Annotated in this window: 20 protein-coding genes and 1 pseudogene; 4 read left to right on the plus strand and 17 right to left on the minus strand. The window is 47.6% G+C overall.

Translation table 11 applies throughout. From position 1 onward, the window contains the following. Nucleotides 1-20 precede the first annotated feature (20 nt). The 8 genes from MKX36_RS23760 to kduI form a co-directional block, all read right to left on the minus strand. The gene (locus MKX36_RS23760) at nucleotides 21-1,181 is read right to left on the minus strand and encodes a cation:proton antiporter (protein WP_019688912.1); all 1,161 of its coding nucleotides are present in this window, start codon (nucleotides 1,179-1,181) and stop codon (nucleotides 21-23) included. A 315-nt stretch (nucleotides 1,182-1,496) separates the two neighbouring features. Continuing rightward, entirely contained in the window at nucleotides 1,497-2,087 is a 591-nt protein-coding gene (locus MKX36_RS23765) for a GNAT family N-acetyltransferase (protein WP_340865879.1), read from the minus strand. Between the two features lie 65 nt (nucleotides 2,088-2,152). Continuing rightward, nucleotides 2,153-3,520, minus strand: coding sequence for an MFS transporter (locus MKX36_RS23770; RefSeq protein WP_340865880.1), 1,368 nt, complete (start codon nucleotides 3,518-3,520; stop codon nucleotides 2,153-2,155). Nucleotides 3,521-3,611: 91 nt separating this feature from the next. Then, nucleotides 3,612-4,763 carry a winged helix-turn-helix domain-containing protein gene (locus MKX36_RS23775; RefSeq protein ID WP_340865882.1) on the minus strand — a complete coding sequence of 384 codons (1,152 nt, stop codon included), beginning with the start codon at nucleotides 4,761-4,763 and terminating at the stop codon, nucleotides 3,612-3,614. Continuing rightward, entirely contained in the window at nucleotides 4,744-5,982 is a 1,239-nt protein-coding gene (locus MKX36_RS23780; protein ID WP_340865883.1) for a CynX/NimT family MFS transporter, read from the minus strand. The genes MKX36_RS23775 and MKX36_RS23780 overlap by 20 nt, the downstream gene beginning before the upstream one ends. A gap of 249 nt (nucleotides 5,983-6,231) precedes the next feature. Then, nucleotides 6,232-7,008, minus strand: coding sequence for a 2-dehydro-3-deoxy-D-gluconate 5-dehydrogenase KduD (gene kduD, locus MKX36_RS23785; RefSeq protein WP_340865884.1), 777 nt, complete (start codon nucleotides 7,006-7,008; stop codon nucleotides 6,232-6,234). A 49-nt stretch (nucleotides 7,009-7,057) separates the two neighbouring features. Then, a complete protein-coding gene (locus MKX36_RS23790; protein ID WP_013373614.1) occupies nucleotides 7,058-7,702 on the minus strand; it encodes a bifunctional 2-keto-4-hydroxyglutarate aldolase/2-keto-3-deoxy-6-phosphogluconate aldolase in 645 nt (214 codons plus the stop codon). A 74-nt stretch (nucleotides 7,703-7,776) separates the two neighbouring features. After that, complete coding sequence (gene kduI, locus MKX36_RS23795) at nucleotides 7,777-8,607, minus strand: 5-dehydro-4-deoxy-D-glucuronate isomerase (protein ID WP_017428648.1); 831 nt, start codon at nucleotides 8,605-8,607, stop codon at nucleotides 7,777-7,779. Between the two features lie 340 nt (nucleotides 8,608-8,947). Between kduI and MKX36_RS23800 the strand changes: the two genes are divergently transcribed. Continuing rightward, a complete protein-coding gene (locus MKX36_RS23800; RefSeq protein ID WP_025366106.1) occupies nucleotides 8,948-9,904 on the plus strand; it encodes a sugar kinase in 957 nt (318 codons plus the stop codon). Nucleotides 9,905-10,086: 182 nt separating this feature from the next. Here MKX36_RS23800 and MKX36_RS23805 read toward each other — a convergent pair whose 3' ends face one another. Further along, on the minus strand, nucleotides 10,087-11,100 hold the full coding sequence (locus MKX36_RS23805) for a LacI family DNA-binding transcriptional regulator (RefSeq protein ID WP_016822717.1): 1,014 nt from the start codon (nucleotides 11,098-11,100) through the stop codon (nucleotides 10,087-10,089). Nucleotides 11,101-11,385: 285 nt separating this feature from the next. Beyond that, nucleotides 11,386-12,795 (minus strand): MATE family efflux transporter, encoded by a 1,410-nt coding sequence (locus tag MKX36_RS23810; RefSeq protein ID WP_016822716.1) that lies wholly within the window; start codon nucleotides 12,793-12,795, stop codon nucleotides 11,386-11,388. Between the two features lie 356 nt (nucleotides 12,796-13,151). Here MKX36_RS23810 and MKX36_RS23815 point away from each other — a divergent pair, with 356 nt between their 5' ends. The 3 genes and pseudogenes from MKX36_RS23815 (at nucleotide 13,152) to MKX36_RS23825 (ending at nucleotide 16,622) form a co-directional block, all read left to right on the plus strand. Beyond that, nucleotides 13,152-14,159 carry an acrylyl-CoA reductase family protein gene (locus MKX36_RS23815; protein ID WP_340865886.1) on the plus strand — a complete coding sequence of 336 codons (1,008 nt, stop codon included), beginning with the start codon at nucleotides 13,152-13,154 and terminating at the stop codon, nucleotides 14,157-14,159. Nucleotides 14,160-14,416: 257 nt separating this feature from the next. After that, nucleotides 14,417-14,968 (plus strand): annotated as a pseudogene (locus MKX36_RS23820) (RNA polymerase sigma factor). Next, complete coding sequence (locus MKX36_RS23825; RefSeq protein ID WP_340865887.1) at nucleotides 14,937-16,622, plus strand: DUF4179 domain-containing protein; 1,686 nt, start codon at nucleotides 14,937-14,939, stop codon at nucleotides 16,620-16,622. Before MKX36_RS23820 ends, MKX36_RS23825 begins: the two are co-directional and overlap by 32 nt. A gap of 111 nt (nucleotides 16,623-16,733) precedes the next feature. On the opposite strand, the gene MKX36_RS23830 is transcribed toward MKX36_RS23825, so the two are convergent. From MKX36_RS23830 to abc-f, 7 genes are all read right to left on the minus strand, one after another. Next, nucleotides 16,734-17,558 (minus strand): carbohydrate ABC transporter permease, encoded by an 825-nt coding sequence (locus MKX36_RS23830; RefSeq protein WP_340865888.1) that lies wholly within the window; start codon nucleotides 17,556-17,558, stop codon nucleotides 16,734-16,736. Beyond that, on the minus strand, nucleotides 17,558-18,424 hold the full coding sequence (locus MKX36_RS23835; protein WP_016822711.1) for a carbohydrate ABC transporter permease: 867 nt from the start codon (nucleotides 18,422-18,424) through the stop codon (nucleotides 17,558-17,560). The genes MKX36_RS23830 and MKX36_RS23835 overlap by 1 nt, the downstream gene beginning before the upstream one ends. Before the next feature lie 16 nt (nucleotides 18,425-18,440). Beyond that, a complete protein-coding gene (locus tag MKX36_RS23840) occupies nucleotides 18,441-19,673 on the minus strand; it encodes an ABC transporter substrate-binding protein (protein ID WP_340866143.1) in 1,233 nt (410 codons plus the stop codon). A gap of 202 nt (nucleotides 19,674-19,875) precedes the next feature. Then, nucleotides 19,876-20,643 (minus strand): ABC transporter permease, encoded by a 768-nt coding sequence (locus tag MKX36_RS23845; RefSeq protein ID WP_019688923.1) that lies wholly within the window; start codon nucleotides 20,641-20,643, stop codon nucleotides 19,876-19,878. Between the two features lie 12 nt (nucleotides 20,644-20,655). Continuing rightward, nucleotides 20,656-21,456 carry an ABC transporter permease gene (locus MKX36_RS23850; RefSeq protein ID WP_026065365.1) on the minus strand — a complete coding sequence of 267 codons (801 nt, stop codon included), beginning with the start codon at nucleotides 21,454-21,456 and terminating at the stop codon, nucleotides 20,656-20,658. Continuing rightward, entirely contained in the window at nucleotides 21,453-22,181 is a 729-nt protein-coding gene (locus MKX36_RS23855; RefSeq protein ID WP_017426158.1) for an ABC transporter ATP-binding protein, read from the minus strand. Before MKX36_RS23855 ends, MKX36_RS23850 begins: the two co-directional genes overlap by 4 nt. 331 nt (nucleotides 22,182-22,512) lie before the next feature. Then, a complete protein-coding gene (abc-f, locus tag MKX36_RS23860) occupies nucleotides 22,513-24,597 on the minus strand; it encodes a ribosomal protection-like ABC-F family protein (RefSeq protein WP_340865890.1) in 2,085 nt (694 codons plus the stop codon).

A 24,597-nucleotide genomic window follows, 5' to 3' on the forward strand; every position in this document is an offset into this window, starting at 1 on the left:
TGTCTGGTTCGTCCAATCTTCTACTGTTTAACTCGGCTTACAGTCTTCCTGTCACTAAAACTTAGCTTAAGAATTGGAGGTGCAGCCAAAGTCGTCAAAATAACGGCAATGATGACTGATGTAAAATACTGTTGTGCCAGCAGGCCTGTTTGCAGCCCGGTGGCTGCGATAATAAGCGCAACTTCTCCGCGAGATATCATGCCAGAACCAATCGCAAGCGAGGAACGGGTATTAAAACCTGTCAGCCGCGCGCCGATGCCTCCTCCGACCAACTTCGTCACCAGTGCTATCAGGGTCAAAACAACAACAAACCCAAGCTGCTGCCCCACTCCCTCAAAAGATACATTTAAGCCAATGCTGACAAAAAATACTGGCACAAAGATGGAATAAGCGATGGGCTCCACCTTTTCTTCTACGACAGCCTTAAAGCTTGTTTGCGAAATGGCAATCCCGGCAGCAAAAGCTCCGATAATGCCCGCCATACCCATCAAATCTGCAAAATACGCAAAACCGAAGCAAATGACCAACGCAGCAGTAATCACAGCTTCGGTCACTTTGAGGGGGGCAAGTATTTTCATAATCCATGGAACAACGAACCAGCCACCCAAAATAGCTACTACGAAGAAAACTAGCTTTTTGCCAACAAGAAGTCCCAGCGAAGTTTCTCCGCCCATACCGAATATACTCATCATGACCGCAAGCAGCACCACGACAAGCACATCATCCAGCACTGCCGCACCCAAAATGGTCGAGCCTTCTCGGGTATTCAGCTTGTTCATATCCTTGAGCACTTGCACTGTAATGCTTACGGAAGTAGCACTCAAGACAATCCCCAAAAACCATCCTTCATGCACGGAAAATCCAAAGGCTTCACCAACTCCAAAACCACAGAGTAACGGCAAAATAATACCCCCGACCGCCACTGCTACCGCAGGTTTCCAGTTGCGCCGAAGCTGATCCAGATCCGTCTCCAGCCCGGCAATGAACATCAACAGCAACACGCCGATTTCAGACATATCATGAATCAGCGAATCATTTTGTACCCATCCCAAAACTGCCGGGCCCAGCACGATACCAGCGATCAGCTTCCCCAATACCGCAGGTTGACCGAGCTTAACCGATAAATGGCCGGCTACTTTTGTAAACAATAGAATCAAAAGAAGATACAATATAAATTGCATAGGTTAATAACCTCCTTTTATTTAATCCTTGAACTCATTTGCGCATCATCTACAATTGAAGAAAACGGATAATCATAAAATGCAGAACAATCGTCCAAAATATGTGTCTGACCTTCAACAGACCACAACTCGCAAAATAAAAAGGGAAACCCTACATACAGCACAGGTTCCCCTAAAAAGACATAAAGGAGCCTTGGTGACAGGCTCCTCCGATAATTCATATATTCATTTGATGTTGTCGGTCATCCTTGCGCAAACAAGTAACTTTATCATTTAATTATATCTCTTCTTTAAACCCCTGTAAACGTCATTGAGTCAACTTTTTGTTTTTTCCACATACCGGGCACAGTATTCATGCTGCAGCATACTCATCAAAATCGAATCATGGTATTCATAATTGTAAAATAAAGCATCCCGCTGCACACCTTCACGTTGAAAGCCTACTTTTTCATAGCAACGGATGGCCTGTTCATTAAAATCAAATACATTCAGCTCAATCCGATGCAGGTTACAAATACCGAATCCATAGCCTAGCATGAGCACAAGCGCTTCGGTGCCGTAGCCTTTACCTTGATCCCCATGCTCATTGATCGCAATACGGATGTTGGCGATGCGATTCAGGCTATCCATATCCTGTAGCGCAATATCCCCGATGACACGATCATCTTCCTGAAGTGCAATGAGCAGCAGCAGGCTTGAGGAATCCTGTCCTTTAGCTTCTATATAACGAGCAATTTGCTCTTTGGTAAAGCTTCGCTGTGTGCCCGTCAGCCTCCGCACTTCCTGATGAAACAACGTATTATAATACAGCTCGGTGTCCTCCACGTTAATGGGACGCAAGTACACTCGTGATCCTTCAAGCAGTCGTGCCACTGGCGTTGCGGACGAATAATTTTCAGTCAACATGATCTCTCCTATGCTAAAAATATTGATGCTACAATAATATAAATTTCTTAAATGGAAGCAAACGATTACGCTAGATCGACATTTTGTTCAGTCGAAGGGGGAGGATCAGCAAGAGACTCGCGCCAAATTACAGATTGAAGCAGAAGTCCTGCCAAACCCAGGATTCCAACAGACATCCCGATCCAGACAAAAGCCGTTCCTGCCCCTGCTATTCGGATCAATACTCCCCCGGTAAGCGGCGAAATGACCATGATCGCTCCAATCACGGTACTTTGAATACCGAAGACACGCCCCACCATATCAGCAGGGGTTTTGGCTTGTAATATGTAATTCTGGGTGATAATGTACAGACCATTCCCTACACCTAGCATGGCCCCGATCGTAAGCAGTACGGGTAGTCCTGTCCCGGGCTGCGCCCAGCCTAAAGTGGCAATCGCTCCGCCAATCAGCACATAGCCTCCACCGAGTCCCCAGCCTGCGCTTATACGATTCAAGCGATTAAGCACAAGCATACAACCAACAGCGCCAGCACCTATGGCGGAAACCAGCCAGCCAAGCAGCGATTCGTTGCCCGGAGCGAGCACTCTCAGCAACGTAGGGAACTGGTAGTCGATCATAAGAATGGCGATCAAGCCGAACAGCCCGAATATGAGCGTATGCAAAAGCATTCGACTGCGCCAGAGGAACGCCCAACCCTCCCGCCACTGGCTGAAAAAACGGGATACATAAGCAGGCTCTCCCTGCATCTTGGCATCATCAGCCCCATGCGCTGTAACCGATGTCGACTTTCCGAGCTGCTCGTCAGCACCAGCAACCGCTTGCTGGTCTGTGCTGGCCAGCGCCGGACCGATTCCGCGCAGCGGCCATAGCAAGAGGCCGGAGCAGAGGCGCAGCAGTGCATTCAGGATAATGCATGCTTGCGGGGACAGCACAGTCAAGGTCATGGCGCCCAGCAATGGTCCCGCCACTTTGGAGGCCTGATTGACCAGGCCATTCAGTGAGGTTGCACGGAATAGGTCGCCACTGGCGACTACTGTACGAGTCAAACCTTGCTGTGACGGCATTTGGAATACGCCAGCCGCCGCGCGCAAGCCGAGCAAAGGCAACAGCCACACCGGACCAGGGACGGCGAGAATCGTCAGCGTCAATAAGGCGACAGCTACATCGCAGCCGATCATCAGTCGGGCCTTATGTACCCGGTCGGCTAACGTGCCTGCAATGGAACCGAGCAGCAGACCCGGTAGCGCCATAACTACCGGAATCAGCGCAATCAGCATCGGGTCAGCTTCCCAGCGGTAAGCAACAAGCACCTGAATGGCGATAGCATCAAACCAATCACCAAAGGAAGCAGCCGTATGTGCCGCAAACATCCGCCGAAAATGGCCATTACGCCAAATGCTAGGCGTGGACTGCAATTCTTTCTTTTCCTTCATTTCTACTCACCCTGCTCTCATTATCTGCTTCTTTAGCAATAAGAACATTCTAGCGGGCCTATATCAGAGGAAAATCAGACAGCTAAAAAAATCAGGCCACAAAAAGGATCTGCTCCAGCCAGCACCTCAGCGCCGAACGACGCAGTGTTAAGCTATTGTCCCGATCAAGTTGATCGTATTGAGCCGCATACTTCTCTTCCAGCATGGGATACGGGCCGCACAACTTTAAGAAACTGCGAATTTGACTAACCGCTTTGATCTTTAGCAGTTCCTGTTTTGCCATATCAAGGGTGACCAGCCCCTCATCCATGAGCCTCTCGGCCTGGTCCACATCTCCAGTACGCAACAGCATAAGTCCGCGCAGCAAGCGATAACGGCCCAGTTCGCGCAAATACGGAGCCTCTGACAGCATGCCTTCCAGACGATCAGACAGTTCGGCAGCCTTTTCCATATGATTGGCGACCAGATGCATGTACATTTCCATAAGCGCAACCGGCATCTCAAATTTATCAAGATCATCCCGCTCCATAACCTTGAAGGTCAGTGGTAGACCTTCCTGTGCGCGTTCAGGTTGTCCATTCTCCACGTAAGCCTCCAGAATATTGAGGATACGTAATTCCCGCTCCTGATCACTGGACAGCAATCCGCTGGCAAGCGCACGCTCACATAGGGCAAGCCCTTGATCCGTTACCCCTGCGGTGCACGTATAAAGCAGCAACATCCAATACAAACGGTCTGCGGGTGCAAAATCCTCTTGCTTCAAAAACCAAGCTACATCCGCCTGTACAAAACGGGTATACATTTGATAATAGGCAGACATTTGGAAACCCATCTGCTCCTGCTGTTCAGCCAGCGCTACGATGGAATCGCCTTGCCCCAGCAGGTGATACTTTCGAAAAAGTCCATGAACGGCGTCCTGTACTTCCTGATCGTGCAAAGAAGGATGATTTCGTGGTTGTATGCCAGTCAGGGTCAAGCTGTAGCCATATCCTCTGACCGTATGAATACGGAGTCCATTCCATGACTTAAGTTTTTTGCGCAATCTATAGATATGATCATCCACTGTACGCTCCACTGGATATTCCAGTGGCCACACACGATCCAGCAGTTGTTCCCGGGTGAACACCTGATTCCGGTTATCGTATAAAAAGCGCAACAATGCAAACTCTTTAGCCAACAACATAACACGATCTGCATTATAGACCACACTGTAGCCATCTGCATCAAATTGCAGCCTGATCATCCACCTCGCCTCCGACATATCGTTTCTTAGCTGCACCCAGCCCTGTAAACATAAGCAGAACACTCAGGCACAAGAGTAAAAGCAGCGGAATTGTCCAGCCTTGTGTCGCATCATGCAAATAGCCGAACAGCGTCGGCCCAGTCGCTGCTAGCAAATAACCAAAGGATTGCGCCATACCTGACAGCTCTGCTGCCTGCTGCGGTGTTCGCGTCCGCAAATTAAAGAACATCATAACTAGCGGAAAAGCAAAACCACCCGCTATACCCATACAAATGACCCAAATCACACTCCACTGTGTAGCCCCGAGCAGAAATCCACCCAGACCTATAAAATAGAGCGCAGCCATAATCAGAACCAATATCCGCTGATTCTTCACTCGCGCCGCCCAAATAGGCACAATAAAAGTAAATGGCATTTGCGAAAATTGCATCACAGACAGCATCCATCCCGCAGTCTCTGAATCCATTCCCTGTCCGCTCATCATTTCGGGAAACCAGGCAGCAGGAACATAGAACAGGGCAGATTGCAGCCCCATAAACAGCGTTACCTTCCAAGCCAAAGACGATTTATACACATTCACCGTTCGGGCAGATACTACCGCTTGACTAGCCGTTCGGCGCGCCTTAAGGAGCTGCGGCACCCAGAGTAAAATACCTAGGACACCGACAATCGCCCAAATCCCCAAAGCACCGCGCCAGCCCATTCCTCCATTCAGAGCCAGCGGTATACTCAGACCGGATGCTGTTGCAGCGACCACATTCATGGATACGGAATATACGCCGGTCATTAGTCCGCTGTTGCGTGGAAATTCCTCTTTGATCAAACTGGGCAGCAAAACATTGCACACAGCAATAGCCAGTCCCAGCATCGCAGTCCCGACAAATAATGCAGTCACCCCCAGCGTCGAGCGCACTACAATACCTGCGGTCAACAGCAGCAAGGCCGCAAAAATAATAAGGGAAGATCCGAAGCGCCGCGACAGTTTGGCTACAAAAGGCGACAACAGTGCAAAAGCAAGCAGTGGGAACGTCGTTAACAGACCACTTAGTGTATTCGAAATATGCAAAGAATCCTTAATCAAACCGATAAGAGGTCCTACCGAAGTAATCGAGGCGCGCAGATTGGCACCTACCAGGATGATCCCTGCGGCAAGCAGCCAAGGACCTGCATGCCACAACGATTTGTATACCAAAGCTCGTTGGTGTTGCTGTGAACTCATCTCTCCATTCTCCAATCCATTCTGTATTATGCTCAAAGGCTCCAACCAAGTGTAACGGCTGGAGCCTAGGCAATTTTTATCTCATTAAATTATAAAGGCATTCGTGCCATATGCATAGGATAGATCGGCGCAGCGCCCCAAATCTTCATATTCAGCTTACAGGTTCATCAAACAAATAAAAGCTGCCTGAAAGGACAAGTTCCTTTTGAGGCAGCTTTCAGTTCATAGCTTCGATGTGATTGGCGCTGATTAACGTACCAGCCAGCCGCCATCCACCGCCAAGATATGACCATTCATGTAGTCCGAACCCTGACTGGCGAGGAAAACAACAACCCCCATCAGGTCAGACGGATCACCCCAACGACCCGCAGGAATACGTGACAAAATCTCTTGATTGCGATTCTCATCCGCACGAATTGGAGCCGTGTTCGCCGTAGCAATATAACCAGGGGCAATCGCATTAATCTGAACGTTATGAACCGCCAGTTCGTTCGCAAATGCCTTGGTTATACCAGCTACTGCGTGCTTGCTTGCTGTATATGGCGGAACGAACTTGCCGCCCTGGAAAGCAAGCATAGAAGCGACATTAATAATCTTCCCGCTTTTTTGCTCTACCATTATCTTCGCCACTTCCTGGCTCAAATGGTATACAGCATTCAGGTTGATTTCCATAACAGCGTCCCAATCTTCATCTTTATACTCCAGCAAAGGAGCGCGGCGGATCGTACCCGCGTTATTGACAAGGATATCAATTTTGCCAAATTCCTTGACACACTCTTCTACAAGTTTTTTAATGGATTCTTTCTCAGTCAGGTCAGCCTGGTGAAAAGCAAACTTCACACCCGTTGGCTCCAGCAGACGTCTTGTTTCTTCATAATCATCATTGTTAGCTACAATGAACAGGTTTGCGCCTGCTTTGGCCAAAGCTACGGAATATCCTTGACCTAATCCACTGTTGCCCCCTGTTACAATCGCCGTTTTACCTTTTAGACTAAAAAAATCCAATGAAAAATCGTCCAGTCCCATGCCTACGCCTCCATCACAAATTAGTATAAAAACCTATATTTTCTGAAGCCTACAACGCTGCACGTACTTCTTTGTATTTAGCCACATAACGCGCTGCATTTTCTGTGATCAAGTCGTAGCGACCTTCCTTGGCTGGAGCCGTCAAATTGCCTCCAATTCCCACGGCAACACAGCCGTTACGCAGCCAGGTTTCCATATTATCCAGGTCAACGCCACCGGTTGGCATAATCTGCACGTGAGGCATTGGCCCTCTCACGGCCTTAACAAAGTCCGCCCCCATCGTATTGCCCGGGAACAACTTCACGACATCACTACCCAATTTCATGGCTTCCTTGATCTCATTCAGCGTCATGCAGCCAGGCATATAAGGAATAGCGTACAAATTGCATAGCTTCGCTGTTTCTTCTTCAAAAGAAGGACTCACAACAAACTCTGCTCCAGCCAGAATAGCGATTCTCGCCGTCAGTGACTCCAGTACAGTTCCTGCACCAATAACGGCCCGATCCTTAAATTCGTCTCTCAATCTTCGAATGACCTGATCCGCATCTGGCGTGGTAAACGTAAGCTCAATATTATCCAAGCCGCCTTCAATACAGGCTTTGGACATTTGATACGCTTCCTCCGCTGTGTTTCCCCGAATGACTGCGACAACACCAACCGAAGTAATATGTTCCAAAACTTTCTTTTTCGTCATGTTCCTGATCCTTTCCACGAATGGGATGACCATGGTTCCTCAGCCGCTTGCAGGTCTACGTTCCAATGCAATGATTAACGCAACTCGCTCATGGCTACCTGATCCATGTCCTTGTATGTTTTATTTTCACCGGCCATGCCCCAAATGAAGGTATAGCTGCCTGTAGCTGCACCGCAATGGATAGACCAAGGCGGAGAAATAACGGCTTCATCATTTTTCATGACCAGATGGCGTGTTTCGTTCGGCTCACCCATCAGGTGGAACATTCTGGCGTTTTCGTCCAGTTCAAAATAGAAATACACTTCCATGCGACGGTCATGAACATGTGTCGGCATGGAGTTCCACACACTGCCGTTCTCCAACGTGGTCATCCCCATAACCAGCTGGCAGCTTTGAATGCCTTCGTCATGGATAAAGCGACGTAACGTACGGTTATTGGCTGTTTCTTGCGAACCCAGACTTTCAGACGGCACATCGGCAAAAGACTGCTTCGTCGTTGGATACGTGGTATGAGCCAAGGCTGAAACGATATAAAATTTCGCAGGCTTTTCGCTGGAATCGCTTTCAAAGATCAACTTCTTAGCACCTTTACCTACGTAGAGACAGTCTTTTGTGGCCAGCTCGTAAGTTTCACCATCCACCTTGACCGTACCGCTGCCGCCGACATTAAAAACACCCAGTTCACGGCGTTCCAGGAAAGTTTCCGCTTTGATTTGATCGCTACCTTCCAGTGCAACAGATTTATTCACGGGATGAATGCCCCCGATAATGACACGATCTTCATGCGTATAGACCAGCTTTACTTCCTCAGGTACAAAAAGCTCCTGGATCAGATAGTGCTGACGCAACTCTTCAGTCGTAAAATGCTTGGCATGTTCGGGATGAGTTGAATAACGCATTTCCATAAAAACATTCCTCCTGTTTAGATAAACTTTTTTATCAACGGAATTGTTATAAAAGCGGTTTCTAACTCTACTTCTTAGCTAGAATTGTAATAATTATCTAAGAGTGTGTCAACCCAAAACTTCATCATTCCTAGAAAAAGCCTTAATATTCGCGGATTTTTATACGATTTTTACCTTTTGATAAACAAAATCATATTTTTTTATCTACATTGCCCAAAAAGTTTTTAGCAAATATATCAACTTACTCATTGTGAAAAACCGATTTATGTGATAATTTCATTTTATTCAAGCGGTGCATACGCTTACAGATTTAGTTTACTAAACACAAGGAGGAATTCAAATGACCGCAACATTGGATGCTGTTACCTTTGGAGAACCCATGGCTATGTTTTACGCCAATGAAGCAGGCTCTCTGGATGAGGTGCGTTCATTTACCAAAGCGCTGGCCGGGGCGGAGACGAATGTTTCGGCCGGTTTGTCGCGTTTGGGGCTACGAGCTGGACTCGTGACCAAGCTCGGCGAGGATACGTTCGGCAAGTTCATTGCCGATGCACTGCGTCAGGAGAAGATTGACACCCAAAATGTTATGTTTACCAAAGACCACTCTACTGGGATGCTGATTAAATCCAAAGTTACTAGCGGCGACCCTGAGGTCGAATATTTTCGCAGGCATTCCGCCGCTTCCACACTGAGCATTGCTGATTTTAACGAAGCTTACTTTGCTGGGGCTCGCCACCTGCACTTTACAGGTATTTCTGTCGCACTTTCCCCTGAATGCCGCGACTTCGCCCGACATGCGAAGCAGTTTATGAAAAAGGCAGGCAAAACCGTATCCTTCGATCCTAACCTCAGACCCAAGTTATGGCCTGACACACAAACGATGGTGGAGGCGATTAACGAAGCATCCGAGGGTTGCGATTGGCTGCTGCCAGGCATCCATGAGGGTAAAATACTAACAGGCTATACTTCGCCTGAAGACATCGCTTCGTTCTACCTCGATCGCGGCACCTCGCTGGTGATCATCAAGCTGGGAACCGAAGGCGCCTATTACAAATCCGCAGATGCAGAGGGATATGTCAAGCGTTTCCGCGTAGATCATGTCGTGGATACTGTCGGCGCAGGTGACGGCTTTGCCGCAGGTGTGATCAGCGCGCTGCTGGAGGGATTACCCCTGGCTGAAGCGGTCAAGCGTGGTAATGCACTTGGTGCGCTGGCTGTCATGTCCGCTGGAGACATGGACGGCTATCCGACACGAGCCGAATTGGAAGCTTTTTTGCTCAGCGCCAGCACGAATTAGTCTGGGCTCATTCCCCGCATAACCTTCATCGCTATGAGCGCAAGCTCAACAAGGCCGCATCCAAAGTCAGCCTTAACTTCCAATAGCCCGTATTCGCATTTGTGTGACCTGAGCAGCATGCGCATACTCAGGTCACACAAAGGAATACGGGCTATTTTTATAATATGTGGCATGGTGCTCATCTACAGCGTTTTGACGGATTCTCCTCGATTGATATCCGGCACAAATCGGTAAATAATCGGAACCGACTCGCCGCCTTCCTCAATGCTGGACAGCAACGTTTTTGCCGCCTGCTTCCCCATATCCGCAATCGGTTGTGTAATGGTCGTAATCGGCGGATTGTAAATATGAGCAAACTCCGCATCGTCAATCCCGATAATGGACAGCTCTGCCGGAATGCGTATACGGCGAGCATTCACATACTTTAACACCTCAGCCAACACGATATCATTCCCGGCCAACAGTGCAGTCGGCGGCTCCGGCAGTTGGAACAGCTCCTTCAGCGTCTGCTGGATTTCTTCTCTCGGCACGCTGTGCATATATTCTTCACGAAATGGCAAGCCATGCTCCTCCAGCGCCTTCTTATATCCGCTGAGCCGCTCCACTCGTGGAGTAATCCGATTCAAGCCAAGGGGCAAGGTAATCAGCGCAATTCGTTCATGCTTGTGAGCCACAAGTTCCTGAATCGCCAGCTTAATCGCCATTTCGTTATCCAACAGCAGGCTACGTGTATTGACACCGTCCACCAAGCGGTCCAAAAACACCAATGGATATTTTTCACGAATGAGCTGGTTGTAAATGTCTGCATGCTTTCCTGTCGGGAAGATGATTAGGCCGTCCACTTGACGGGCCTTGAGCATCTCAATATACTGACTTTCCTTGTCAGGGTTTTCATCGGCGTTGCAAATGATCACCTGAATGCCAAAGCGCTGCAATTCCTCCTCAATCGCACGGATAGACTGAATCGACAGCGTATAATCAATGTTGGCTACAATGACTCCCACCATAAACGTCCGGTTTTGCTTCAAGCTGCGGGCTAGCCCGTTAGGCTGATAGTTCAGCTCTTGAATAACCTCAGCGATCCGGTCTTTGGTTTGGTCGCTCATATATTTATATCGTTTGTTCAGAAATTGCGAGACTGTGCTTTTAGACACTCCCGCCTTCTGGGCAACATCTTCAATCGTCGGCTTCTTCATCGGTACACTCCTTGTCTTTCATGTACTGCGTTAGTGCAACAAAAGTATATCTTTCTTTTAGTAAATTTACCATACTTCTATTTATGAATGCCATTATGATATATTCTGAGCTTAAAACTTACCTGTGGCGCCACTGCGCGTTTTTTTCATATACAGTTCCTGGTTCTCTGCTATTTCCTCTCTATGCAGCAAAAAGAGGCAGCTCAAGATGTTCTCTTGAACTACCTCCACGTATACAACTCTATCGAAAAGCTAGATTCTAGCTAACCCGAATTATTACTTGGATTAGTGCGCCGGAACAGGCGTTGCAGGCTGATCTGGTGTATCGTGCTCGACCAGCGAATGCTTCTCCCATAACCGGCTTCTCCAGCGGGCATACATGATGACAGCACGAGTCCATTCATCAGCAGCAATCGCCAGCCACACACCAGCCAGTCCCATATCCAGCTTGAATACCAGCAGATAACCCAGCGGCAAGCTCATGCAGACCATGGAGATCAGGCCCATAAAGACCGGGAACTTGGCATCTCCAGCAGCACGCAACGAGTTAATAATGACGATATTCGTCGTCCGGCCAGTTTCCAGCAGAATGCTAAGTAAAATAACCTGTGCACCCAAACGAATAATTTCAGGGTTTTCCGTAAACAAACCGAGCAAGGGTACACGGAAAAAGATAACTATCGCATCAATGATCACAGTCACGAGCAGCGCCCATTTCACACTGCTCAATACACGTTTATAAGCCGTATCCTTCTCTCTGGCTCCCACGAGTCTTCCCACTACGATAGCTGTTCCCATACCAACTGCCATACTGAACAAATAAATATAGCTCGAAATATTATTGGCATATTGACGTGTCGCCATTGCTTCTGCGCCCAGATAGGTCACGTACAGTGTGAATATGAGCTGACACGACTGATACATGATGGACTCCAGCGCGGATGGTACACCAATACGCAATATTTTTGAGATAAATTTTTTGGATAAATGGACGTAATATTTCCACTCGACACGGACCTCAGTTACCCGGTACATCAGCCAGAAGAAGATCAAGAGACAAATAAAGCGGCTACCTACTGTAGAAATAGCAGCACCCTCTACACCGAGTGCAGGCATTCCCCAATGTCCCAAAATCAAAACATAGTTGCCGACCACGTGGATCACGTTCATAAAAACCGATACATACATCGTTTCTTTGGTAAAACCGTGCGTACGAATGGTCGCCGCCAGCGAGTTAATCAATGCCTGAAGGAAAATGGCCCCCCCGACGATACTCATATAGGATTCCGCGTAAGTCAGAATATCACCCTGGACATTCAGCCATTGCAACATATGAGTACCAAACACAAGAAAAATGACGCTTAGCAAAAGACCTACCATTAAATTCAGAGTAATGGCCGTACCCGTCACCTGGGCCGCTTCGACTAGTTTCTTAGAACCGATATATTGAGCTACGACGATAGCAGCGCCGTTGCCGATAACCTCCAGTACAAGGATAGCGATTGAAATAATTTGATTGGATGCGCCCACACCCGACACTGCATTATCAGATACAGAGCTGAGCATGAATGTATCGACGCTTCCCATTAGCATAAACAGGAACAATTCAAGGAAAATAGGCCATGTCAAACGGAACAAATTCAGTTCCTTGGCTTCGGACAATACCGAACCATTTTTTAGTGCTCTGGTTGTCATTCATTCACCTTTCTTCATAGAATATTTAACGATCAAAGGGTATGTTAGCACAGTCATTCTGAAAATACATCCCGTTTACGTAAAATGATTTGAAAAATGCGTAAGAATTCATTTATCACTCTCTTTATAATTGATTATCGAACTTTATTGAAATAGATTGTTGCAAGAATATATCCATAATCCGGTATTTTCGACGTAATTATAAGCTAAAGGGTATAATAGATTAAGAGCTTGTGAGCATTGCCGCTGACAGGCTGTGCAGATTGTTGTATGCTGCATAAGCATAATTTGTATATTAGAGATGGAATATATAGACCAATCATAAGCTTAAACGGTAATAAAGGAGGCTTTTACAGATGGCTCAGTCATTTCATGCCCTTGTCGTCGATCAGACGCAGGACGGTGAAGTTCAAGCAGAAGTGCGTTCTTTGGAAACTGACAGTTTACCTGCTGGAGAGGTATTGATTCGTGTCGCTTATTCCAGTATCAACTATAAAGACGGGCTTGCCGCCCGCAAGGATGGCAATATTGTCAAAGCCTATCCATTCGTACCCGGCATAGATTGCTCGGGAACTGTCGTCTCCTCGGAGGATAGCCGCTTTAGCGAGGGACAAGCGGTACTCGTTACAGGCTACGGGCTGGGTGTGTCTCAATTCGGAGGATTCAGCCAATACGCGCGTGTGCCTGCGGACTGGGTAGTTCCGCTTCCAGACAGACTCACGCTGAGAGAGGCGATGATTTTCGGGACAGCCGGATTTACCGCAGCCCTGTCGTTATATCGGCTAGAGCAAAACGGCGTTGCACCGGAGAAGGGCAAGGTACTCGTCACCGGAGCAACGGGTGGCGTAGGCGGTGCAGCCATTGCCTTGCTGCACAAGAGGGGCTACCATGTCGTAGCCAGCAGCGGCAAAGCCGAATCGCATGATTACCTCAAGGCGCTCGGAGCAGCCGAGGTTATTTCGCGTGAGGAGGTCTACGACGGTGCCGAGAGCATCCGACCGCTAGGCAAGCAGCTTTGGCAAGCGGCTGTAGACCCTGTAGGCGGAAAGCCGCTCGCTTCGCTGCTTAGCCAGATCGCCTACAACGGCTCTGTTGCCGTGAGCGGCCTGACAGCAGGCACCAAGCTGCCTACGACGGTGCTGCCGTTTATTTTGCGCGGTGTAAATCTGCTGGGCATAGACTCTGTCTTTTGCCCCTATGACACCCGCGTAGCGATCTGGAAGCAGCTCGGCAATGACTGGAAACCGGAGCAGCTGGAGCAGCTCGTTGAGCGCGAAATTGGCTTGGCTGACCTGCCAAGCGCGCTCGAAGACATCCTGGCAGCCCGCTCACAGGGTAGAACGATTGTACGGCTAGCTGATTAAGCGGGATTATGCCCGCAAGCTATCCGTTAGCGTGTTTTTGCCCCGAAGGAGTGCTCATCCCGTAGGGGCTAGCAATGAAACATATAAGAAGCCTGTAAATCTGCAGTTTTGAGATTTACAGGCTTCTTTTTTTGTGTGGTACATTGGAGAAAAAGTGGACACATCCGAAGCGGACGATCTATTTTTCACAACCAAATGAACCTTTTGAGGACTCCAGTTGTTATATAGGTAAATTGTACGAGAAAGGAGAGCCATCATTGCAAAGTAATCGAGAGTTGTTTGATCTATATCAACGGGATGTATACCGAACCTGCTATTACATGGTCCATAATGCCTCGGATGCAGAGGATTTAACGCAGGAAGTGTTTATTACTCTGTTTCGCAGTAATCGCGAGCACATCGAGCAACTAAAAGCCTGGATCATGAAAGTTACGGTCAATCATTGTCTGAACCATCTTAAACGCCAAAAAAGCCTGCATTTGAAGGTAGCGGCTAATCCCCATCTCTTTACTGGAACATAAGGCAAGCCTGTGGACAGGCAGGTGGAGGAACGCGAGTCGGCTGAGGAATGGGCCATTTACATGAACCGCCTTCCGGCCAAAATCCGTGCTGTGCTGACACTTCGCTATATGCATGATTTCACGCTAGCGGAAATATCGAAACTGCTGGAAATCCCGCTGGGAACCGTCAAATCCAGGACACACAAAGGACTAAAGTTAATGGAGCAAATACTGCGGGAGGCTGGTGCACAGATTCCCAAGCTGGAAGGAGAGAACTATGAACAACGTAGAAAAGGTATTGAAGCGTAAGCTAAATGAAGATTCGGAAATAGCCTATCCTGACTTCGATGAGATGTGGAACCGGATGGAACAGGCAGGATATACTGCCCCTACGCTAACCGATGCTTCCGATTCATTCACTCCACACCAACATAGAAATTGGCGCAAAATAGCCATCGCTGCCTCCCTGAGCGCACTTCTCGTTGCCGTTCCCGTCTATGCCGCCATTCATTATAATTGGGGCAATCTGCTGCACGGAAGAAGTGGAATTGAGACAGCATTAGCTCAAGACCTGGGACAGCCATTAGAACAGTCTGTAACCAAAGACGGAATAAAGCTGACGTTGCATACCGCTATTGTCGATGAGAACCGGACTGTAATTCTGTACAGCCTGGAGGTTGGAAAACGCGCAGACAACGAGTTTTGGAATGTCAAAGGGGTATCGCTTAAAAATGCTGCGGGAAAAAGTAGTGAAGGGGAATATAGCTTCCAACAATGGGATGAGAAAAACCAACGCTATAACGGCTACTTTGAAAGCGATTGGACACCGCAGCAAGAAACAGAAAACGTGCGGCTGACCGTGGATCATATTGAGCTTACCAGCGTTCAGGAATTGGATTTGCCGCTCGATATCACATCGCCTCAGAAACAGACTTTCAGGCTAGATCGTAACGGTCTACAAGATATGAAGGTACAGGTATTCGAACAAGGTAAGGACAAGCTGATGCTGTCATCAGCAATTACCTTCGATTCCTCCATACCAAAAGAATGGGACAATCCGCAAATTATTGCCTACAAAGATGGGAAGCCTGTGAACCCCCAATCTGGAGGGACATTTGGTACACCCGGTGAGAACGGAGAATACACAGCCCAGCAGTATTTTACTAAAGGGGATATACCAGAAGGGCAGACTACTTTTAAACTGCAATATGCACAAACGGAGAAAAGTATACATGAACCCCTAAACTTTGACCTGCAGCTAAGCAAGAAGAAAATGGAGAGCGGGACGATTAAAAGTGTGCTGAATACCCCCTTGGAGAACGGTAATCCGAATTTCATGCTGGAACAAATGATTGTCACACCGACACAAATCCGTGTCACGATCAGAAGCGAAAAGAAATTCGCCATGTTGCCTTATCAAAAATATTTTCTTTCTGTGAACGGCACAACGTTAGAGGGTAATCGTTGGTCTTCACCAGATCAGGACCACGATCTGAATACGATCCGTTTTGAACGGCCGGCCCATCTTGCGATTACCCGAGATACTCCCATTACTTTTACAGGCAAATACAAGGTTACGACTCATTCGGATGACAAAACGCCGCAGCATTTGACTGATATTTCTGAGCAAAAGCAGACGATAACGACGCAAATCGGCGGCTATCCTGTGAAGTGGACCTACTACAAACAAGGAGTAGATTTATTCGTAGAAACCGAAAGTGAGGATACTCACTTTGGAGGGATCAACCAGACGCATATGGGTCTGGGGAAAGAACGGATGATTGGCAAGCCGATCACAGCCAACTTCGCCGGAGACGGCAATAATAAGGCAGTCGATGTCTACAAGAACTTCAAGGGAAAGGAAGCTTCTATTTATATGTTCTACTATACAACAGACGACCCGAAAGCCGAGACGACCGTACCCTTGCAGCCTTTGACTAACAATAGCAAAACATCCAAATAGACAAAGCTATAAAAAGAAGGTTCTCTATACCTGTGTGATTAACGGTATAGGGAACCCCTTTTTATTGGTCTAATGAACCCCTGTCTGCGGCGAAGCTGTGATATCCCCACCTTACTTTACAGAGCCTTGCGTAACACCATTGATAATCCATTTTTGTGCAATCAGGTAGACAATAATCATTGGCAGCAAAGCCATCAGGTACGAGGCAAAGGCCAGATTAAAGTCAGTATTGAACTGTCCCTGGAACACATACTGGACGAGCGGTAATGTATATTGCTCCGCATCGCTGATAATAATGAGCGGCAGCAAAAAGTCATTATATGTGGACAAACAAGTGAGAATCCCCACTGTAGCACTAATCGGCGCCATCAGCGGAAATATAATACGCCAAAATGTCCCCCATGTCGTCGCACCATCTACCGTGGCTGCCTCTTCCAATGCCACTGGAATCGACCGAATATAACCGACATACACGAAGACATTAAACGCCAAGCCATACACCGTATGCAGCACAATGAGGCCCAACAGATTGGTCATATGTAGCCCCGAGGCCAGCTTTACAATCGGCAGCATGATGATCGGGAACGGAATAAACATGGCGCTGACAAAGTAAAAATATAATCCTTTGAAAAAACGCCGCTGCATATTGCGAGCAATGGCATAAGCAACCATCGAGTTGGTGAGCAAAGTGAGTATGACCGTCGATGTTGTCACCATCACACTATTCTGAAAAGCACTGAAAAAATGGGTCATTTCCACTGCACGACTAAAATTTTCCCAATGCAGCTCCGTCGGAAAGGCAAAGGCGGAATGCGCCATCTGCTCGGGATTTTTGAGTGCAATCGTCACCGTCATATAGAGGGGAAACAGGATAAATATTGTCCCCAACGCTACCAGAATCAGCACAGGCCAGTTGGTACGTCTGCTTGCTTTCATCAGTTATCCATCTCCCTTCTTTGGAGGAATCGCAGCTGTAAGATGGAAATGATCGCGATCACAATAAAGTAAATCACAGAGTTAGCTGACTGATAGGCAAATTCTCCTCCTCTAAAGCCTCCGGTGTATATCAGATGAGAAATCGACTGCGTGGCCCGTCCCGGTCCGCCGTTCGTCAAGGCCACGATCTGATCGAATACCATTAGGGAATTTTTCATCGCCAATACCATATTGATGGTAAAAAACGGAGCAATCAATGGAAAGGTAATGCTCCAGAATTCACGCCATTTACCTGCACCGTCCAGGTTGGATGCCTCATACAGACTGGTCGGAATCGTTTGTAATCCTGCCAGATAGAGAATTGTATTAAAGGCAATGCCCTGCCATACGGCTACAATGACCACCCCCACCCAAGCCAACTGCTCGCTACCCAGGATGTTGGTCGATAGTGAACTGATGCCCAGATTTTGTCCCCAAATCGTAAACACGTTCGAGAACAGGTAATTGAATATGTAACCTACGATCAACACGCTCAAAATATTAGGCAAAAAATAAATCCCACGAAAAAAGTTGCGAAACCGTATTTTAGCGTTCAGCCCCATGGCAATCAGCAAGCTGAGAATATTAATCGCAATGGTAACCACAATCGCAAATTTGAAAGTAAACCAGTAAGCATTGCCCACATTGTCGTCCTGAAACAAATTAATATAGTTCTTAAATCCGACAAAGTGATACTGATGCCCGAATCCGTTCCAATTGGTAAGCGAATAATAAAATCCCTGCAAGGCAGGTAAGGTCAAAAATACAAAAAACAATAGCACCGCCGGCACCGTCATCCAGTAAAAAGTCGTCAGTCGCTTATTCATGTCTCATCCTCCTCCCCTATCGGCGGTTAGCTACCTTATTCCACTCCCGATCGAGCTTGGCTAGATAGGCGTCGATATCTCCATTTTGCAGGAAAGCCTGCACAATAGAATTCAATTGGACTGCTTTGGGAATATAATGATCGGCAAAATCAATGACACGGCCTGATTTAAAATACGGCAACAACTCTGCCACACTCGGGTCATCCTGTGTGACTCCCTTCACCGCTGAAAACAACGTTTGTTCCGTAATGTATTGATTGCTGTTCTCTGGCTTCAATAGGAAGGCAATGAACTCTTCAGCTTCCTTTTTATGCGGGGTGCTTTCCGAAACAGCTAATAGCGTATCTATTCCAGACACTAGCTTGACCGCCTTTGCGTCATTCCCTGTAGGGAACGGGAAAAATCCGAGTTCCACTTCCGGGTTGGCTTTGCGAATTTCAGATATAGCCCACGAGCCCTGAATGTACATCAGTCCCTGCCCGTTAGCGAAAGCACGGTTCCCGTCAGCATAGTTTTTGCCGAAGTTATCACTATGTCCGTATTTCAGCAGCTCCAGCTGCTTTTCCGCAACCTCGCGGTACTTGTCCTGAAAGGTGACCTGATTCTCACGCCGTTGCAGGAAAAAATCAATACCCACCAGGTTCGGACCCAGTGCATTAAAAGGGAGGTTCGTCTGCCAATCATCTTTATATGTAAAATAGAATGGGATCTTGCCAGCGGCCTTGATTTTTTGCGCTGTTGCAATCAGTTCATCCCATGTTTTGGGCACCTGTAATCCCATTTCCTTAAAAAGCGTCTTGTTATACATCACACCATTCGCATTCGCAGCATAAGGAATTCCATACACAGGATCGACCCCGGTCACATCCTTAAGCATTTTGAGGTAAATCGGGTCCACCGTACGTGGTAATTCTGTATTTGCCAGATCCGTAAAAATACCGCTTTGCGCCAAAATGGAGTAGGTATCTGTGGCCCCAAGCCCCACAATGTCAGGTACATCGTTTTTGACAACCCGTGTCAATAGCACCGTTTCTGCCTCTGGCGGGTTAACCTGTGTCACTTCAATACCAGGATGCTCCTGATTGAATTGAGCGATCAGCTTATCGAATGAACCCTTAGCCTCCGGCTTATTTTGGAAAAACTCAATTTGCACCTTGCCTGAAGCGTCGCCCTTATTGCATGCGCTTACAACGATCGTTAGCAGCAGGATCGCCGCTAGTGCAGACAGCCTTTTGACCCCATTCCACATGCTCATACCTCCTTTTCCCCTATGTCAATCTATGCGGGACTAGACAATTAATACCCGTCCCTGGCGAAAAAGAAACGATACCGTAGAGGCAATCACCTTCCCGAAGTCCAACACCGTTCGTATTAAAAAAAGATCCAGCTAACCTTCAAACGGTCGCGTGGATCCCTTTCGCTTTTATAATGTTCGGGTTACAAACTTATTTCTAAACAATCTTCTTTTGCCATCGTGTAAAACTAATAATCATGCAGGCTATAATCATTCCTCCTGCACACATCCAAAATTCAAATGAGTTGTCAATCCTTAGAGCAAGCAATATTTCTCGAAATGGGTCCATTAACATAATGAGTGGCCTAAACAACTCGAAGAGAAATACGGATAAGATAAGAATCACTATATAAGCAAATAACGGCCGTGACACAAACAAACACACAACGCTACTCAACATGAGCTTTACCAGACAAACCAGCGTTAATACCAAATAAAACCCAAGTATGTAGGGTATAGCGTCCGACCGGAAAGAGGCAACGGATGACCCATATTTAAAAAAAGTAGAGCTGTGCGGAAAAAACAACCATCCAGCGATTACACCTATAAGCAAGCTTGTCCCCATAAAAATGACCGTTATGGCTGATAGTGCTAGCAACTTGGCAAGCCAAAACTGAAAACGTCGATACGGTCGTAACACATATAGCCTATAGGCTCCAGAATAGAGATCTCCGCTTAATTGGTCCACATACAGAATGGGCAGGATTGCTGTAATGAGAAATAAAGCAACCTCACTCATCATCAGCCACGGCAGATTGAGATTATTTACGACCACAGTTCCTTCACCAAAACGTAAGACCTTCGTACCCGTTACTTTATGGCTCCATATAATTGCGATCACGATTAATATATAGGCTATATATAATAAAAGACTGGATTTGCGATTCCAAATTCGTTCCATTTCACTTCGCCATATTCCTAGCACGAGGAAATCCCCCTAATACAGATAATCATCGGTCACAAACCGGCGGTAAGCCCCCCAAGTAAAAAAGATAAGATATAGACTAACAACGGTGATAATCGCTCCATTCACAGACAAATTCCCCATTAAGGACCTATCTAGTCCTGTATGCTGCATATATGGAACAATCATAAATGCAATCACATTGTATAAGTAGGGGATATGAGAAACCAAAGCGGCCAATTTTAAATACAATGAATCAAACAACAGTGAGCCCAGATTGTATACCATACAAAAACCGATTGCATACGTTACACTCTTACTGTACATCGCGACAAAGCAGTAAAAGGAGCTTATTGCCAATAATGAGGCAAGTGCCCAACCATAGTATTCAAGCATCTGTAGTCCCTGAGATCCAGACAGTCCCGCATCACTTATATCATATGAAAGAGTCCATACTTCAACGATCACCTGCGAGGATACTGCAAATGCCATGAGAAGAAGCAAGATAGAAGTATTCAAAACCAACAGCTTACCCCAGAAAATCTGACCGCGGGTAAATCGGCGCATAAACAACAAACGCAGTTGCCCGCTTCGAAATTCCTCTGTGTATACAGCAGCCGCTAAAACAGCCACAGCTATATTACATGCTAAAAACAAATTCTCACGCAGACCCGTAACGACAAAGTTTAGGGATAATACCTCTACAGGAATCTTCATCGTGCGCAAGAAGTATACTCCTGTCGAACAGGCTAGCATTGGTGTACATAATACCATGAGCCAGAACCACTTTCGTCTCCATAATCTCTCGAACTCGCTGTATACTAATAACTTCATAGTCCCATTAATCCCATAAAGGCATCCTCCAGACGTTGGCCTTCCTTTATCAGCTGATCAGCGGGCCCCTGCCAAACTAGCCTACCCTCTTTAATTACAATGAGTTCATCGCACATCTGTTGCAATTCATCCAGTAGATGACTGGAGATAAAAAAGGCATAATTCGCAGAATCACGCAGCTGAAGCACAATATCTCTCAGCTCTCTCATCCCCATGGGATCAAGACCGTTGGACGGTTCATCCAGCAGCAGAAGCTCAGGAGCGCCCAGCATGGACTGCGCAATACCTAGTCTTTGCTTCATTCCCAGCGAGTAGGTTTTCACCTTGTCATCCCCCCGCTTTTCCAGCCTCACCTTTGTAAGCAACTCTTCGATATGTATCTCCCGATCTGAGGGCGCAATTTCAGAATGTAGCCGTGACAAGTTGCGCAAAACCTGCCTACCTGTCATGTAATCAAAAAAGACTGGAGATTCAACAATGGCCCCTACCTTGCATAACGCCTTTTCCCGATCAGTGTGCACATCATATGAAGCTATCTTTACAGAACCGCTGGTTGGCTGCATTAATCCGGTCATGATTCGCATCATTGTAGTTTTACCGGCCCCATTAGGCCCAATAAATCCATATATCTTTCCTTTTTGAAGCTTAAAGGAAACACGATCTAACAAATACCTTTTTCCCATTTTTTTCGTCACCTGGCTGACCTCCAGCAAGGAGTCCGACATACTATTTCCCCCATTCATAACGAATCGTAAAATAGTTTCAACGCGGGCATTGGATATATAAGATTTCTATTGACGACACAAACTTCAGTTAACAATGATCCACATTAACCATACAGTTTAAAAAATACCACATGTTGCGAAATGTAAAAGGTTCGCTTTATATGTAAAATAAAATATAAATAATTTATAAATGTCATTTAATATAATAGATGGTTATTAATTTTGGTGATAATGTCTTCACCATACAAAATAGCCCTTCGGCAGACGCGCTACCTCAGGGCTATTCTTTATGCAAATATACGTTGCCTATCTTCAGCAACCAGCCTGTTGCCTACTCCAGTTCAACCCACTCGCCGAGCAACGTGTCCAGCTCCGCTTGCAGTCGCTCACGCACGTCCCACAGCTCCGCCATGCGTGCTGTGTCGCTGCTTGTGCCGAGCAGTTCCAGCTCGGCATCTGTTGCCGCCAATTCTGCTTCCTTGGCGGCAATCGCCCGCTCCAACCGCTCGCGGGACACAGCGGGTGAGCGGGATGGCTTCGCGACCTTCGCTCCGCGTGCCCCACTCCGGGCATCGGGCGCCCCCAATTGACCTGCCGCCCCGGAGCGAGCACGGCTCGCATCGGCTCCGGTGGTCGCCCCTGTCCGCGCAGCCGTTCCCGCATCATTGCTCGCTGCACTGGCGGGCGTAGCTAGGCCCGCGCCCGAGCCGCCACCAGATGCGGCTCTACCTGCAGATGCCGAGCGTACTCCTGCATCCGCTCCACGCTGCGAGTGGGCGTTTTCCAGCTCCCGCTTCTTCGCGCGGTATTCATCAAAGCCGCCCAGATAAAAGGACAGCTTTCCGTTTTCCAGCTCCCACACGCGTCCAGCCAGCTTATTCACAAAGTAGCGGTCATGGGAAATGGCTAGCACCGTTCCCGTGTAGGTGCCCAGCGCTTCTTCCAAGGCCTCGCGGGAATCGATGTCCAGATGGTTGGTCGGCTCATCCAGCACCAGTAAATTCGGCTTTTTCATAACCAGCAACGCCAGCCGCAGGCGAGACCACTCCCCACCGGACAGCATACTCACAGGTTTAAACACATCCGCACCATAAAATAAATACTTCGCCAGCTGCCCGCGTGCTTCGCCTTCTTCCAGCCCTGCTTCCTCCTTGAAGTAAGCAAGCACCGTCGCCCGGCTATCCCGTTCTCTCTCTTGCTGCGCCAAATATCCGTACTCGACGCGTGCGCCCCATTGGACCGTGCCTGCATCTACGCTTTCCTGACCAAGCAACAGCTTGAGCAGCGTCGTTTTGCCTGCACCGTTATCGCCTAGCAAGGCTACCTTTTCACCAAATTCCAGGCTGCCTGTTGCCCCGTTTAATATTTGACGTTCTCCATAGGCTTTGGTGATGTCCTCGAATTGAAGCACCCTGCGACCGGAACGATCCTCCAACTTTAGGTGAAACTCCGCACCTTGAGGGTCCAGTACAGGTCGCTTCACCAGCTCCATTCGTTCCAGCGCCTTGCGGATTGAGGCTGCTTTTTTGAAAAACTTTTCATTATCGCCATTGCGTCCCCACTCTTCCAAACGGCGAATGGTCTCTTTCATCTTTTTGATCCGCTTTTGCTGCTCCTTATAATCCTCAAATTGCAGCAGCAGACGTTCTTCCTTCTCCTTAACGTAGCCGCTGTAATTCGTATAGTACGTAAAGGCCTCGCCATCCTCCAGTTCGATCATCTTGCCGGCAACTCGATCCAGAAAATAGCGATCATGGGATACAACCACACACGCACCTGTGTATCCCTGCAAAAATTGCTCCAGCCATTCCAATCCTTTCAAATCCAAATGGTTGGTCGGCTCATCCAGCAACAGCAGATCTGGTCGTCCAATGAGCTGTGATGCCAGCGCTATTTTGGTTTTTTCTCCGCCTGAAAGTGACCCGAAGTTACGCGTATACATAGCTTTGGGAATACCTAGCCCATCCGCTATCTGATCCATACTGGCATCCATTTCATAGCCGCCGTTACGCTCAAACCGCTCTTGTAGAGAAGCATACGTTTGCAACAGCTTCTCTAACAGCTCGGGATTCGCTGCCACAACCGGATCTGACATTTCCCGTTCCAGTGTGGCCATCTGATTGCGGCAATCCTTCAGTTCACGATAGGCGTAAGCCAGCGTTTCGTATACGGTGAAGTTTTCAAACTCTGCCGGGATTTGCGGCAAGTAGCCGATTCTCGTATCTTTGGCGATGACGAGCTGCCCTTCATCTGGGCGGGACAAACGTGCAATTAGGCGTAATAGGGTGGTTTTGCCACTTCCGTTGCGACCGATAAGCCCCACCTTTTCTCCCTTATGGATATCAAACGTTGCACCATCTAAAATCAGATTGGCAGCGTGGTATTTTTTCAATTGTTGACCGTTTACAATATACAT

This window comes from Paenibacillus sp. FSL W8-0439, assembly GCF_038008995.1.
Taxonomy (GTDB): domain Bacteria; phylum Bacillota; class Bacilli; order Paenibacillales; family Paenibacillaceae; genus Paenibacillus; species Paenibacillus polymyxa.

Bases quoted from the DNA above. Each gene is read 5' to 3' on its own strand.
- MKX36_RS23770 (WP_340865880.1), bottom strand. From the start codon at position 3,520: ATGAAGGAAAAGAAAGAATTGCAGTCCACGCCTAGCATTTGGCGTAAT.
- MKX36_RS23790 (WP_013373614.1), bottom strand. From the start codon at position 7,702: ATGACGAAAAAGAAAGTTTTGGAACATATTACTTCGGTTGGTGTTGTC.
- MKX36_RS23835 (WP_016822711.1), bottom strand. From the start codon at position 18,424: ATGAATAAGCGACTGACGACTTTTTACTGGATGACGGTGCCGGCGGTG.
- MKX36_RS23780 (WP_340865883.1), bottom strand. From the start codon at position 5,982: ATGAGTTCACAGCAACACCAACGAGCTTTGGTATACAAATCGTTGTGG.
- MKX36_RS23760 (WP_019688912.1), bottom strand. From the start codon at position 1,181: ATGCAATTTATATTGTATCTTCTTTTGATTCTATTGTTTACAAAAGTA.
- MKX36_RS23825 (WP_340865887.1), top strand. From the start codon at position 14,937: ATGAACAACGTAGAAAAGGTATTGAAGCGTAAGCTAAATGAAGATTCG.
- MKX36_RS23805 (WP_016822717.1), bottom strand. From the start codon at position 11,100: ATGAAGAAGCCGACGATTGAAGATGTTGCCCAGAAGGCGGGAGTGTCT.
- abc-f (WP_340865890.1), bottom strand. From the start codon at position 24,597: ATGTATATTGTAAACGGTCAACAATTGAAAAAATACCACGCTGCCAAT.
- MKX36_RS23765 (WP_340865879.1), bottom strand. From the start codon at position 2,087: ATGTTGACTGAAAATTATTCGTCCGCAACGCCAGTGGCACGACTGCTT.
- MKX36_RS23810 (WP_016822716.1), bottom strand. From the start codon at position 12,795: ATGACAACCAGAGCACTAAAAAATGGTTCGGTATTGTCCGAAGCCAAG.
- kduD (WP_340865884.1), bottom strand. From the start codon at position 7,008: ATGGGACTGGACGATTTTTCATTGGATTTTTTTAGTCTAAAAGGTAAA.
- MKX36_RS23850 (WP_026065365.1), bottom strand. From the start codon at position 21,456: ATGAAGTTATTAGTATACAGCGAGTTCGAGAGATTATGGAGACGAAAG.
- kduI (WP_017428648.1), bottom strand. From the start codon at position 8,607: ATGGAAATGCGTTATTCAACTCATCCCGAACATGCCAAGCATTTTACG.
- MKX36_RS23815 (WP_340865886.1), top strand. From the start codon at position 13,152: ATGGCTCAGTCATTTCATGCCCTTGTCGTCGATCAGACGCAGGACGGT.
- MKX36_RS23830 (WP_340865888.1), bottom strand. From the start codon at position 17,558: ATGAAAGCAAGCAGACGTACCAACTGGCCTGTGCTGATTCTGGTAGCG.
- MKX36_RS23800 (WP_025366106.1), top strand. From the start codon at position 8,948: ATGACCGCAACATTGGATGCTGTTACCTTTGGAGAACCCATGGCTATG.
- MKX36_RS23840 (WP_340866143.1), bottom strand. From the start codon at position 19,673: ATGTGGAATGGGGTCAAAAGGCTGTCTGCACTAGCGGCGATCCTGCTG.
- MKX36_RS23855 (WP_017426158.1), bottom strand. From the start codon at position 22,181: ATGTCGGACTCCTTGCTGGAGGTCAGCCAGGTGACGAAAAAAATGGGA.
- MKX36_RS23775 (WP_340865882.1), bottom strand. From the start codon at position 4,763: ATGATCAGGCTGCAATTTGATGCAGATGGCTACAGTGTGGTCTATAAT.